This is a genomic window from Gordonia paraffinivorans (assembly GCF_900683595.1).
GTDB lineage: Bacteria > Actinomycetota > Actinomycetes > Mycobacteriales > Mycobacteriaceae > Gordonia > Gordonia paraffinivorans.
The window spans coordinates 548,541-561,512 of sequence record NZ_CAACYD010000007.1; the positions used below are offsets into that span (position 1 = coordinate 548,541).

Here is a 12,972-nt window from a genome sequence, read left to right on the forward strand (position 1 = left end):
TGGTGTCAGTCCCGGCCGATGAATAGGTACTCGCTGACGTCGCGGCGGGTGGCCGCGGCGTGCGTACCGAAACTGTACTTGTGGTCGATGGCGATGACCTCCACCGACGGCTTGACCTTGCCCAGCAGGTCGACGATCCGCTCCTTGCCGGGCAGGGCGTTCGATGAGTAGGACAGCACGATCGCCCCGGCGTCCTCGAAGTGCTCGAAGGTGCGCAGCAGCGCGTCCTCGATGGTCCGCTTGTAGGCGAACGGCGTGAAGCGCTTCGGCAGCTTCTTGGTCTTGGTGTTCTCCATGATGGTCATGCCGCGCCAGTACGCCGACAGGCCCTCGAGGAAGTGATAGCGCTTGATGTAGTCGTTGTCGTCGGCCGGAGGGGCGTACGGCGGGTCGAGATACACCAGGTCCGGCGGCGCCGACCAGGGCAGTTCGAGGTCGAAGACGTCGCCCTGCACGCTGCGGTTGCTGCAGCCGTTGCTGAACACCGTGGCGTTGTAGTCGGCGGCGGCGCGTAACCGGAAGTGGTCGCGCAGCGACATGGTGAGGTCGCGCCGGCCGTCGGCATAGCGCGTCGAATCGGTGAAGGTGAACACCCCGCGCGGCTGCTTGCGCGCGGCCGACAGGACCAGTGCCGCGATGGCGAGGTCGCGCCGGTAGCCGCGGAGGGTGTCGATGTGGGACCACGCCGAGTCCAGGAAGGCCCGGTCCTCGGCGGTGAAGTAGAGGCCGTCGAAGGTCCGGGAGATGTAGTCGCGGTCGTCGGCCGCCGGCCCGCAGATCTGCTCGATCAGCTCGGGCTCGAGGCGGACGCTGGAATTCGACACCGAGGCGCGGGTGATGATGTGCGGGAAATGCAGGAAGTCGTTGCTGAGGACCTCGAATCCCTGTGCCTTCAGCAGATACGACACCACCCCCGACCCGGAGAAGGCGTCGACGGCCGTCGTGCCGCCGATCTCGGCGAAGACGCGCTCGAGGTGGGGCAGCAGCCGGTACTTGGACCCCATGTACCGCAGACGGGGAAAGCGCTGTGCGCGGGCGAGGACGTCACCGGATCCGATCGCGCGTCCCCCTCGGGATGATTCCTGCCCACTCACACCGAAAAGAATGTCATGGACCCCCGACAACCCGGCGCTCAACACGGGAGCGCGCGGGGCGAACACTAGACTCGGCGCCATGGCATCGGTCTTCAGCATGATCATCAACGGCGATCTCCCGGGACGGTTCGTCTGGAAGGACGAGCAGGCCGTCGCGTTCCTCACCATCGAGCCGGTCACCCCCGGCCACGTGCTGGTGGTGCCGCGCGAGGAGGTCGATCACTGGGAGCAGCTCGATCCGGAGCTCTTCGCGCACCTCAGCGGCGTGGCGCAGAAGGTCGGCAAGGCCGTCAAGAAGGCGTTCGACGCGCCGCGCATCGGTCTGCTGATCGCCGGCCTCGAGGTGCCGCACGTGCACATCCACGTCTTCCAGGGCCTGTCGCTGGAGACCTTCGACCTCGCCAACGCGAACAAGAACGCCAAGCCCGAGGATCTCGACGCGGCCGCCGAGAAGATCCGCAGCGCGCTGCGCGAGCTCGGCTTCGGCGAGCACGTCGCGGACTGACCGGCACGGGCCGCCCTCGACCATGTGACCGAGGGCACTTGGGCCCTAGGGGGCCGGTGCGGCGCTGGGTACGGTCAGGGCGGGAGGCAGTCATGACCGAATACATGCGCAGCAGCGACGCATTCACCTGGTCGATGGAGTCCGATCCTCGTCTGAGGTCGACGGTCGTCACGGTGCTGCTCCTGGACCGGTCACCGGACTGGGAGGCGATGCGAGCCCGGTTCGAGGCCATCAGCGCGGAGTTGCCGATGTTCCGCCAGTGCGTCGTGGAGTCGCCGCTCGGGGCGCCGCCGCGCTGGGAACCCTGCCCCGATTTCGACCCGGACTTCCACATGCGCCGCGTCGGCGCCGCCGCCCCGGGCACCGTGGACACGGTGCTCGAGATGGCGCGGGTCGCCGCGATGGACGACTTCGACCGGGCCCGCCCGCTGTGGGAGGCGACGCTGGTGGAGGGTCTCGCCGACGGGGGCGCCGCGGTGGTGTGCAGGTTCCACCACGCACTCACCGACGGGGTCGGCGCGGTCGAGATCGCGGGGCGTCTGTTCGATCTCACCCCGGAGCCGGAGGCCCGGCCGGCCGCCACGGTCGGCGTCGACCCGGAGACCCGCGGTGCGTGGTGGCGTGAGTACCTGGATCCGATCGGGTTCGGGGCCCGGCAGGCGACGGCCACCGTCACCGACGTGGTGAGGTCGGTTCCCGGTCTCGCCTTCGACGCCCTGCGCCATCCGGTCTCCACCGCGACGGGCGCCGTGGAGACCGCGGCCTCGGTCTATCGGACCGTTCGGCCCGTCAACGAGACCGGATCCGCGCTGATGACCGAGCGCTCGTCGGTCCGGCACCTCGACGTGCACGAGGTCCCGTTGGAGAAGCTGCGGCAGGCCGGTCACGCCGGTGGCGGCTCGCTCAACGACGCCTTCGTCGCCGGCGTCGCCGGGGGCCTGCGTCGGTATCACGAGAAGCACGGGGCGGACGTCGGCGACCTGCACCTGTGCATGCCGATCAACCTGCGGACCGCCGACGACGACCCGGGCGGCAACCGGATCACCCTGATGAGGTTCGACGTGCCGGTCGGCGAAAGCGATCCCGCGCAACGGATCGCGGAGATCCACCGGCGTACCACGCGGGTCCGGGACGAGCGATCGCTGCCGCACACCCAGCTCATCGCGGCGGCGATGAACCTCGTGCCGCGCTGGTATGTCGGGGCGGTGCTCCGGCACGTGGACTTCCTGTGCAGCGACGTCCCCGGCATCCCGGTGCCGGTGTACGTCGGCGGCGCGCGGATACTGGCGCAGTACGCGTTCGGCCCCACCATCGGGGCGGCGGTCAACGTCACCCTGCTCGGTTACGTCGACGTGTGTGAACTCGGGATCGATGTGGACACGGGCGCCATCGCCGACGTCGACGTCTTCCACGCGTGCCTGGTCGACGGGTTCGACGAGGTGCTGGCGCTGGCCTGACCTTCCGCAAACCCACCCCTTTCGGACAGATCCACCCCCATCCCGAGTGGTGGGTCTGTCCAAAAAGGGTGAGTTTGCGCGTGTTTCAGACCGTCCGGTGGATCAGCAGCGGCAGAACCGCATTCGCGCCCGCCTCGCGCAGTGCGGCCGCGGCGAGCGTGATCGGCCAGCCCGACGAATTGGCGTCGACCACCAGTAGGACGTTCTGCCCGGCGACGTCGGGTGGATCGCCGAGGTGGTCGCGCCAGTAGGCGGCCTCGACCGCGCCAGTCGCATCGGCCGGCGGATCGCCCGGGCGGACCGGATATGCTCCGCCGCCGCGCTTTCCGACGGTGCGAAGGTGCTCGGCGAGGGTCTCGGCGAGGTTCGTGCCGGCCAGCCGCAGGGACACGATGACGTCGGCGCGGATCCCGGTCTCGCGGACCCACGCGGCCAGCGTCGCGACGGCCGCGTCGCCGAGCTCGGCGAGGGCGTGTTCGTCACCCCTGCGGGCCTCGGCGAGCACCTCGACCCATTCCGGGGCATCGGCGTGGGCGAGGACCCGGCCGGGTTCGGCCAGGAGGTCGGCCGGAATCCTGCCGTGGCGACCGAATTCGCCTCCCGGCCACATCTTCCGGGGGTCGAGGGTCGTCGCCTTGCGACGCAGGGTCGCGGTGATCGTCCGCACCACCTCCGGGTCGGCGGCGTCGGGAAGGCCCTCGCTGAGGCGGCCGCGACACACCGAGCAACGGCCGCAATCGGCCGCCTCGGGGTCGTCGAGCGACTCGGTCAGCAGCCGCATCAGGCACGTGCGCCCGGCGATGTAGTCGCGCATGATGTCGGCCTCGCGCCGGCGGACGGCGAGGACACCCTCGTAGTGCGCGGCGTCGTAGGTCCACGGCTCGCCGGTGGCGACCCAGCCGTCGGGGGTGCGGTCGGTGACGCCGTCGACGGCGAGCTGCTTGAGCATCAACTCGATCCGGCTGCGCCGAAAACGGGTCGCGGCCTCGAGCTGGATCACCGACTGCGGTTCGCCCGCGGATTCCAAGGCGGCCAGCAGGTCGCGCATCTTGTCGGGGTCGGGGATGGTCGCCGTCGCGAAGTGCTCCCAGATCCGGTCGTCGGTCTGCGACGCCAACAGCATCACCACCGCGTCGTCGAGAGCGCGGCCGGCACGTCCGACCTGCTGGTAGTAGGAGACCGGTGACGGCGGCGAGCCGACGTGCACGACGAAGCCCAGATCGGGCTTGTCATAACCCATCCCGAGGGCCGATGTCGCGACCAGCGCCTTGACCTGGTTGCGCAGCAGTGCGTCTTCGAGTTCGTGGCGCCGGCCGGCGTCGAGCTGTCCGGTGTAGGCCGCGACGGGCACCTCGTCGCCGTGGACGGCGCGGATGGCCTCGACGAGACGATCGGCGTCGGCGACGGTGAGCACGTACACGATGCCCGAACCGGGCAGGTGGGGGAGCGCCTGCGCCACCCAGCCGTAACGCTGCACCGGCGACAGGCCGTCGAGGACGTTGAGGTGCAGCGACTTTCGGGCCAGCGGCCCGCGGAGAACCAGCGTGGGCGCGTCAGAGCCGGAGTCGAGCTGGGCGGCGACGTCCTCGGTGACGCGCGCGTTCGCGGTTGCCGTGGTGGCGAGAACCGGGGTGGTCGGGTTGACCGACCGCAGCACGTCGGCGACGCGCCGGTAGTCGGGCCGGAAGTCGTGCCCCCAGTCGGAGACGGCGTGCGCCTCGTCGATCACCAGCAGTCCGAGATTCCCGGCCAGGGCGTCGAGCACACGCCGGCCGAAGCCCGGGTTGGCCAGCCGCTCCGGGGACACCAGCAGCACGTCGAGATCGCCCGACGCCAGGCGTGCCTCGATCGCCGACCACTCCTCGACGTTCGACGAGTTCAGGGTGGCCGCGGACAGGCCGCCGCGTTCGGCGGCGGCCACCTGATCGCGCATCAGCGACAGCAGCGGGGACACGATCAGCGTCGGACCGCCCCCGCCCGCCCGGATGATCGCGGTCGCCGACCAGTAGACCGCGGACTTGCCCCAGCCGGTCGCCTGGACCACCAGCACGCGGGCCCCGGGTGCGCCGGGCTCGCCGCCGGCGAGTGCGGTGACCGCCCGCAGTTGATCCTCCCGCAGCCGGGCGCCCTCACCCGCCAGGCTGGTGATCACGCGGTTCGCGGCGGACAGCTGGTCCGGGGTGAGGGTGGCCATGCGCCCCAATGTAGTGGCGGGCGCCGACACGGCTGCTCCATCGGTGTGCGGCCGCGCGGCTTGTTCGTCGCTCTCACCGCCTCACGCCGCGCACCCGTCGGTCGATTAGAGTCTTGTGCGTGCGCGTACTCGTGATCGGCTCGGGCGGCCGCGAACATGCCCTCCTCATCGGCCTCAAGAACGATCCGTCGGTCACCGACCTGCATGTGGCCCCGGGGAACGCGGGCACGTCGGCCATCGCCACGAATCACGCAGTCGACATCGTCTCCGGTGAGGCGGTGGTCGCCCTCGCCCGCAAGATCGGGGCCGACCTGGTCGTGATCGGTCCCGAGGTCCCGCTCGTCGCCGGAGTCGCCGACGCCCTGCGCGAGGCCGGGATCGCCACCTTCGGCCCGAGCGCCAGGGCCGCCCAGATCGAGGGCTCGAAGGCCTTCGCCAAGGACGTCATGGCCGCCGCCGGGGTGCGCACCGCCCACGCCGAGGTCGTCGACAACCCGGCTCATCTCGACGCCGCCCTCGACCGTTTCGGCCCGACCTGGGTGGTCAAGGACGACGGTCTCGCCGCGGGCAAGGGCGTCGTCGTCACCACCGACCGCGACGTCGCGCGCGATCACGCCGCAGAATGCCTCGAATCCGGCCACCCGGTGCTGCTCGAATCCTTCCTCGACGGCCCCGAGGTCTCGCTGTTCTGCCTCGTCGACGGCGAGACGGTGGTGCCCCTGCTGCCCGCGCAGGATCACAAGCGCGTCGGCGACAACGATGCCGGCCCCAACACCGGCGGCATGGGTGCCTACACCCCGCTGCCGTGGCTGCCGGAGGGCATGACCGAGCGCATCGTCGACGAGGTCGTCAAGCCCGTCGCCGCCGAGATGGTCAAGCGCGGCATCCCGTTCTCGGGCCTGCTGTACGCGGGTCTCGCGATCGGCAAGGACGGCCCGGCCGTCGTCGAGTTCAACTGCCGGTTCGGCGATCCCGAGACCCAGGCGGTGCTCGCCCTGCTGAAGTCCCCGCTCGGTGAGGCGCTCTACGCGACCGCGACCGGCAAGCTCGCCGAACTCCCGCCGCTCGAATGGCAGGACGGCGCCGCGGTCACGGTGGTCGTCGCCGCCGAGAACTACCCGGGCAAGCCGCGCACCGGCGACGTCATCACCGGGGCCGAGGCCGAGGGCGTCCTGCACGCCGGCACCGCCCGCAACGCCGACGGCCAGATCGTCTCCGCGGGCGGCCGCGTCCTCGCGGTCGTCGGGACCGGCGCTGATCTCGCCGAGGCCCGCGCCCAGGCGTACTCCCGCATCGAGAAGGTCAAGCTCCCCGGCTCGCACTACCGTTCCGACATCGGTCGCAAGGCGCTCGAGGGGCAGATCAGCATCTAGCCGGCGGGAGGGATGCGGGCCGATCTGAGCCCATCTCTGTTCCGTCTCTCCCCTGTGGACTGGTGGGTCTCGTCCGGCCCCGGCGGTGTTAGCGTGTGCGGCGAAACCGAGCGCTTCAACAAGGGGGATGTGGGTGTCGGGGGTCAAGGTCGATCCAGACCTGTTGCGTGGATTCGCAGGCATCGCCGAAGGCTCGGGCGCCGCCGTCGGCAGCTGCGGGCTGTCGGAGGCTTTCGCGCGAGTCGCCGCGTGCCTACCCGGTTCGGAGACGGCGTTCTACGCGAGCACCGCCGCGGATGCGGTGCGCGAGCCGATCCGAGCGCTCGCCTCGTGCTACGCAACGGCCGCCGCCGCGACACGGACGGCAGCCGGTGTGTACGAGGCCACGGACGACGAGCTCGCCGCCGACCTGTCGAAGATCGAGGTCGGGCCCGAGTGATCCCCGACCGTCGACCAGGGCAGCAGGGGCGAGATCCTGGTGATGAAGGATGGCGTGGAGGTGGACCCTCCGCCCGGTCTCGCCGAGGAGCTCTTCTCGCATCCCAAAGCGACTGTTCTGGGGGGGAGCCATCACGGCACTGGAAGAAGGCACCAAGCTCCCGGCGGTCAGCGACAAGGCACTCCAGAAGGTCCACGTCGGTGCGAGGTTCGCCGGTCCCGGGAGGGCCATCGGCATGGCGGCCTACGACGTCATCAGTGCCGCCCCGGAGGACAAGTGCGTGGCTGCGTTCTCGGGCATCTCCAGTGCCGTCGGCGGGTATGGCCTCGGTCTCGCCGGAGCTTCGGGCGGACCGCTGACGGCGGCCGCAGCCGGTGTAGGAGGCTCGTGGGTCTTCGGATACCTCGGCAAGAAGGTCGGGGAGATGGTCTGTGGGTGACACGGCCGATGCGGTCTTTCCTCCACCTCCCGGCGCGCAGCCCCGATCCGGGCTCGTCCCGATCGTCGTCGGACTCGGGATCGTCGCCCTGTTCGAGGTCTTCTTCATCGGGATGGCGATCTCAGGACTTCTCCGCGACGACTGGTTGCGTGTGTTCGTGGGTGTGGGACTGGCGGTCGGTGCCGTGTTGCTCGCGATCGCCACGGGGCGCAAGCTGACCAATCAGATCCGGACGACACCGCTGCTCTCGGACATCCGCTCTGGCGCGGGTGCGCTTGATCTCGACCGGTCGTGTGGGCTTCTCCGCGCCGAGCTCGGGGCGTGGTCGGTCCTGTCGGCGACGTTGGTCGTCGCGGGTGCGGGCGTCCTGCTGGGCTGGGGCGAGTTGCCGATGGGCCACGGACAGGATCTGTTTCTCCCGGTGTCGTTCGTCGCCCTGGCGGTCGCCGGCGCCGCTTCGACGATCGCGGGATGGGCGACCGTGCGGGGGATGCTGCAACTCCCTCCGCAGGAGATCGTGTACCGCGGGCGGTGGCGAGGGTGGTCGGTTCCGTGGTCGTCCGTGGAAGCCGTTGCGACGCTGGATCAGCCGCGCGAGGATTCCGGTGCCCATCTGATGCTCCGGGTCGTGGGTCAGGACCCGCGTCTGGTGAAGGCGGACGAGAGCGACGTCGGGGCCTATGCGACGTACTGGCTGCTCGACTACTATCTCCGGCATCCCGAGCACCGTGACGAGCTGGCCGACCAGCGTGCGGTGGAGAGGCTTCGCTCCGGCGGGGTGATCACCAAGCAGGGGTGGATAAGTCGTGCGTGACGAGATCGCGGCCCTGCCACGCGAGTACCTCCAGGTCCTTCGGGAGCTCGTCGCCGACCCCGAGATCGCGAAGGCGTTGCCGCCGGAGACGGGTTCGCTCGTCGAACAGCAGTGGGCGGTCCGGCAGGCAGCGCGCCATCCGAACCCGAGGGACGCCGCGATGCATCGGTTGTGCACCGACCCGGGGGCCCGGGCGCGGGAGGTCGAGGCACGGACTAACGCGATGGTCGATGACTGGATCGACGACCCGGTCAACAGTCGGGCGCGGATGACCGGAGTTCCTCGTGAGGTGGTCGACGACCTCAGGGCCGCCGCCGAACGCGAACTGTTCCTGGAACTGGCCGACTGGCGTCGCAGGTATCCGGTCCTCTGAGACGCTCGCTCAGACCGCCAGGTTCCGCCCGAGGAACTCGACCTGCTCCGGCAGCACGCTGCGCCAGTAGCGGTTGGTGTGACCACCGGCGGCGGTGCCGAATGCGGCGGGCGGCCGTAGACCGGCCGCCCACTGCCGGGTGTAGGTGTAGAACTGATCGCTCGATCCGATGTTGATCAGGACCGGGATCTTCGCGAAGGAGGGCTGCGCCCCGAACAGCGAGTTGGCCCGATAGTCCTCGAGGCCGTCGAACGCGCGCGGCGGGAAGTTGCGGGGATCGGCCCACAGGGCGGGCGAGCTGACGGCGACCGCCGCGACGCGCGGGGCACCCACGAGCGAGGCCAGCCGCAGTGCTCCGTAGCCGCCCATCGACCAGCCGAACAGGCCGAACCGCTCCGTGGACAGGTTCAGCTCCGGGTTGCTCGCGAGCATCGGCAGGAACTCGTCGAGGATCATCGCGCCGCCGTCGGCACCGTCGAGACGGCGGTGGTAGTAGTTGCGGCCCACGTCGGCGGCGGCCAGCGCGAACGGCGGGTTTCCGGCGTCGACGTACTGCTGCAGGACCGTCTGCATCTCGAGCTTCGGCCCGAAGATCGTCTTCTCGTTGGTGTTGAGCGCGTGCAGGACCAACACCACGGGCAGCTTGCCGGTCACGCCGTTCGGCCGGGCCACTGCCCAGCGGGTCTCGCGGCCGCCCATCCTGGCCGACTCGAAGCTGCCGGTGATGAGCGGCGGTCCGCCGGTGACCGGGGGCGGTGACGGATCGACGGGCAGCTCGTCGTCGGCGACCCGGCCCTCGAGGTTGCGGGGCTGCACCGAGGTCGCGGAGGAGGAGTCCGAGCATGCGGCGACACCCAGCGCCGCGGCTCCGAGTCCGGCGGCGAGCACGGCTCGTCGACCCACACGCGGGAGATCGCGGTCGGCGGAGACGAGGAGGTGGGGACGGACGCGGGTCATCGAGTCAACAGGGTAATGGGGAACCCGGGCCCGGGTGCAATGCCGAATGCGCCGACGCGCCGACTTGTGAGAAATCTGTCTCTTACTTGACTGTCAGCGAGCCGATCGCGTTGCGCAGCAGTTCGCCGGCGCCCGCCGCGACCTCGGGCAGGCCGGGTGCGTCGGTCACGGCCACCATCACGTCCGGATTCATCGCCTCGACGATGACCGAGCCCTCGTGCTCGGGGTCGTCGCGCACGACCACGTTGCAGGGCAACAGCAGGCCGATCTGCCGATCGACGCCGAGCGCGCGATGGGCGAACTGCGGGTTGCAGGCTCCGAGGATGAGGTAGTTCTCCATGTCCTCGTCGAGCTTCTTCTTCAGGGTCGCCGTGACATCGATCTCGGTGAGCACGCCGAAGCCGACCTCGCCCAGGGCTTCCCTGGTCCGTGCGACCGCATCGTCGAAGGTGGTTTGCAGGGTGGTGCGGTATCCGAGTTCCATGGCGTCCTCTCGTGTCGGCACGTGGCCGGCCGCGACGGCCGGATACGCGCCCATCATACCCCTAGGGGTATCCGGGGAAGCCGGGTTTCGGCACGTGGTGCACAACATCGCGACGTCCGGATCACGAGCGCTCGAGAAGGTGGCTCTGCGTCTCGAGTGCCGTGTCACCTGTTCGCGTATGAAATCGGCAGCGGGTGTATGGCTTTGGCCAAAAGCAGTACGGCCCCACGGACGCCTTTGGCAGCATGAACCACATGATGACGTCAGCGGCGACCCCCAAGGGGACGCGACGGCGGTCTCGACTCATCGAGGCAGCCGGCGAGTTGCTGCTCGAGGGCGGATTCGACGCCGTACGTCATCGCGCCGTCGCCGAACGGGCGCAGCTCCCGCTCGCGTCGACGACGTACTACTTCGAATCCCTCGACGACCTGATGGCCGAGGCCGCGGCGAGTGTGTGCGAACACGACGAGGCCGCAATCACCGAGCGCGCCAAGGCCCTTCCGCGACGGCGGCGCGGGACCAACGCCACCGCGACGGCGCTCGCCGAGGTCTTCGTCGGCGCGGACACCACGATCAAGCAGCTGTCCGCGCGCTACGAGATGATCGCGCTGTCGGCGCGCTACCCGCAGTTGCGGGAGGTCGTGACCAGGCGGTGGCGATCGCTGTCGACGTGCCACATGGACGTGTTGTCCAAGTCCGGTCGCATCGCCGACCCGGCTCACGTCGCGCAACTGATCGGCATCGAGGACGGCGCGATCGTGGGGGCTCTCGGGCAGACCGCGATCCGACCCGTCGACGCGGTGCACGACGCCCTGCTCGACGTCGTCGACGTCCTCGCGCCCAGAGAGTGAAAACGGCCACGCGGACCGGCGGTTGATGCCACGATGGCCGTCAGTCCAGGAGAACGGGAAGGGGAGACGATGTCCGGGGGTGCGGTCGGGGTGCGCAGGTTGGGCAGGCGGTGTGCCGGGATCGTCGCCGCCCTTGCGGCAGGCGGCACCACGGCGACGCTGCTCGCCGCGCCGGCCGCGCAGGCGGCGCCCTCCGGTCCCGTCGACGCGGGCGTCCCGCTGTCGTCGGCCGTCTACGGCACCAACTGCACGTATCCGCTGACCGTCCCGGTGAACTCGTCGGGCTGGGTGACGTTCTGGGAGATCAAGCCCGGCCTGCCGCCCCGCTTCATCGGTCGCGACCTGCCCTCCGGCGCACTGGCCTCGGTGACGTGGGTGCCGCGGCGGATCGGGGACAAATACCTCGTCGCGGTGCAGAACGGCCAGCCGTCCAAGCCGACGCCGGTGCGCGTGCGCCAGGGCCACGGCTCAGGCGGCGCGTGCATCGCGTTCTGATCCTCGCCAGCGTCTCACCAGCGGCGGGATTCGGGAACACAAGGGTCGGCGACCTACACTGATCGGGTGTCGAAGCCCGCCATCTCCAACGTCCTGGCCAGCCGCTACGCCTCTGCCGACCTCGCTCGGCTGTGGTCGCCCACCACCAAGATCGAGCTCGAGCGGCGACTGTGGATCGCCGTGCTGAAGGCGCAGCGCGACCTGGGCATCGACGTCCCGGAAGAGGCCATTGCCGACTACGAACGCGTCGTCGACCAGGTCGACCTGGAGTCGATCGCCGAGCGGGAGCGGGTGACCCGGCACGACGTGAAGGCCCGCATCGAGGAGTTCAACGCCCTCGCCGGCCACGAGCAGATCCACAAGGGCATGACCAGCCGCGACCTCACCGAGAACGTGGAGCAGCTGCAGGTCCTCCGCTCGCTGGAGCACGTGCACGCGCACGGCGTCGCACTCCTGGCACGCATCGTCGAACGCGCCGCCCAGTACTCGACGCTGGTGATGGCCGGCCGCAGCCACAACGTCGCCGCGCAGGCCACGACCCTGGGCAAGCGCTTCGCCTCGGCGGCCGACGAGCTGATGATCGCGCTCACCCGCCTGCGCGAGCTGATCGACCGCTACCCGCTGCGCGGCATCAAGGGCCCGATGGGCACCTCGCAGGACATGCTGGACCTCCTCGGCGGCGATGCCACCAAGCTCGCCGAACTCGAGTCGCGTGTCGCCGAGCACCTCGGCTTCGCGCGGACGTTCACCTCGGTCGGACAGATCTACCCGCGCTCGCTCGACCACGACGTCCTCACGGCACTCGTCCAGGTGGCCGCGGCGCCGTCGTCCCTGGCCACCACCATCCGCCTGATGGCCGGCCACGAGCTGGTCACCGAGGGCTTCCAGCCCGGCCAGGTCGGCAGCTCGGCGATGCCGCACAAGATGAACACCCGCAGCTGCGAGCGCGTCAACGGTCTCGCCGTCGTCCTGCGCGGCTACGCCTCGATGGCCGCCGAGCTCGCCGGCGCCCAGTGGAACGAGGGCGACGTCTTCTGCTCGGTGGTTCGCCGCGTGGCCCTGCCCGACGCCTTCTTCGCCATCGACGGCCTGATGGAGACCTTCCTGACGGTCCTCGCCGAGTTCGGCGCCTACCCCGCGGTCATCGCCAACGAGCTCGACCGCTACCTGCCGTTCCTGGCGACCACCAAGGTCCTGATGGCCGCCGTGCAGGCCGGTGTCGGCCGCGAGACCGCGCACGAGGCGATCAAGGAGAACGCGGTCACCGTGGCGCTCGCCATGCGGGAGGAGGGTCGCGAACCCGACCTGCTCGATCGCCTCGCCGCCGACGACCGCATCCCGCTCGACCGTGCCGCGCTCGACGCGCTGCTCGCCGACAAGTCGGTGTTCATCGGCGCCGCCGAGCAGCAGGTCGCCGACGTCATCGCCGCCGCACAGCAGATCGTCGACGAGTACCCGGAGGCCGCGGCCTACACGCCCGCCCCGATCCTGTAGGCG

The 12,972-nt window shown here is 70.2% G+C and carries 14 protein-coding genes; 10 read left to right on the forward strand and 4 right to left on the reverse strand.

All coding sequences use genetic code 11. From position 1 onward, the window contains the following. Nucleotides 1–5: 5 nt before the first annotated feature. On the reverse strand, nt 6–1,199 hold the full coding sequence (locus E1P53_RS15460) for a DNA adenine methylase (protein ID WP_417398438.1): 1,194 nt from the start codon (nt 1,197–1,199) through the stop codon (nt 6–8). Here E1P53_RS15460 and E1P53_RS15465 point away from each other — a divergent pair. After that, on the forward strand, nt 1,174–1,599 hold the full coding sequence (locus E1P53_RS15465; protein WP_131734825.1) for an HIT family protein: 426 nt from the start codon (nt 1,174–1,176) through the stop codon (nt 1,597–1,599). The two genes, E1P53_RS15460 and E1P53_RS15465, sit on opposite strands and share 26 nt — an antisense overlap. 92 nt (nt 1,600–1,691) lie before the next feature. Beyond that, on the forward strand, nt 1,692–3,056 hold the full coding sequence (locus E1P53_RS15470) for a wax ester/triacylglycerol synthase domain-containing protein (RefSeq protein WP_131734826.1): 1,365 nt from the start codon (nt 1,692–1,694) through the stop codon (nt 3,054–3,056). A gap of 85 nt (nt 3,057–3,141) precedes the next feature. Here E1P53_RS15470 and E1P53_RS15475 read toward each other — a convergent pair whose 3' ends face one another. Continuing rightward, entirely contained in the window at nt 3,142–5,250 is a 2,109-nt protein-coding gene (locus E1P53_RS15475) for a RecQ family ATP-dependent DNA helicase (protein WP_131734827.1), read from the reverse strand. A 119-nt stretch (nt 5,251–5,369) separates the two neighbouring features. On the opposite strand from E1P53_RS15475, the gene purD reads away from it, so the two are divergent. From purD to E1P53_RS15500, 5 genes are all read left to right on the forward strand, one after another. After that, nucleotides 5,370–6,623 (forward strand): phosphoribosylamine--glycine ligase, encoded by a 1,254-nt coding sequence (gene purD, locus E1P53_RS15480; RefSeq protein WP_181954855.1) that lies wholly within the window; start codon nt 5,370–5,372, stop codon nt 6,621–6,623. Between the two features lie 133 nt (nt 6,624–6,756). Beyond that, nucleotides 6,757–7,062 (forward strand): hypothetical protein, encoded by a 306-nt coding sequence (locus E1P53_RS15485; protein WP_131734829.1) that lies wholly within the window; start codon nt 6,757–6,759, stop codon nt 7,060–7,062. Between the two features lie 235 nt (nt 7,063–7,297). After that, on the forward strand, nt 7,298–7,501 hold the full coding sequence (locus E1P53_RS15490) for a hypothetical protein (RefSeq protein WP_131734830.1): 204 nt from the start codon (nt 7,298–7,300) through the stop codon (nt 7,499–7,501). Beyond that, the gene (locus E1P53_RS15495; protein ID WP_131734831.1) at nt 7,494–8,315 is read left to right on the forward strand and encodes a hypothetical protein; all 822 of its coding nucleotides are present in this window, start codon (nt 7,494–7,496) and stop codon (nt 8,313–8,315) included. Before E1P53_RS15490 ends, E1P53_RS15495 begins: the two co-directional genes overlap by 8 nt. After that, nucleotides 8,308–8,688, forward strand: coding sequence for a hypothetical protein (locus E1P53_RS15500; protein ID WP_131734832.1), 381 nt, complete (start codon nt 8,308–8,310; stop codon nt 8,686–8,688). The genes E1P53_RS15495 and E1P53_RS15500 overlap by 8 nt, the downstream gene beginning before the upstream one ends. A 9-nt stretch (nt 8,689–8,697) precedes the next feature. Here E1P53_RS15500 and E1P53_RS15505 read toward each other — a convergent pair whose 3' ends face one another. Together E1P53_RS15505 and E1P53_RS15510 are read right to left on the reverse strand one after the other, a co-directional pair. Continuing rightward, a complete protein-coding gene (locus tag E1P53_RS15505) occupies nt 8,698–9,645 on the reverse strand; it encodes an alpha/beta hydrolase (RefSeq protein WP_131734833.1) in 948 nt (315 codons plus the stop codon). An 82-nt stretch (nt 9,646–9,727) separates the two neighbouring features. Further along, nucleotides 9,728–10,129 carry a DUF302 domain-containing protein gene (locus tag E1P53_RS15510; RefSeq protein ID WP_131735350.1) on the reverse strand — a complete coding sequence of 134 codons (402 nt, stop codon included), beginning with the start codon at nt 10,127–10,129 and terminating at the stop codon, nt 9,728–9,730. Nucleotides 10,130–10,386: 257 nt separating this feature from the next. Here E1P53_RS15510 and E1P53_RS15515 point away from each other — a divergent pair, with 257 nt between their 5' ends. The 3 genes from E1P53_RS15515 (at nt 10,387) to purB (ending at nt 12,969) form a co-directional block, all read left to right on the forward strand. Beyond that, nucleotides 10,387–10,980, forward strand: coding sequence for a TetR/AcrR family transcriptional regulator (locus E1P53_RS15515; RefSeq protein WP_165484458.1), 594 nt, complete (start codon nt 10,387–10,389; stop codon nt 10,978–10,980). Nucleotides 10,981–11,049: 69 nt separating this feature from the next. Then, nucleotides 11,050–11,475, forward strand: a complete 426-nt coding sequence (locus tag E1P53_RS15520; RefSeq protein WP_131734835.1) for a hypothetical protein — start codon at nt 11,050–11,052, stop codon at nt 11,473–11,475. Between the two features lie 66 nt (nt 11,476–11,541). Next, nucleotides 11,542–12,969 (forward strand): adenylosuccinate lyase, encoded by a 1,428-nt coding sequence (gene purB, locus E1P53_RS15525; protein WP_131734836.1) that lies wholly within the window; start codon nt 11,542–11,544, stop codon nt 12,967–12,969. Nucleotides 12,970–12,972 lie beyond the last annotated feature (3 nt).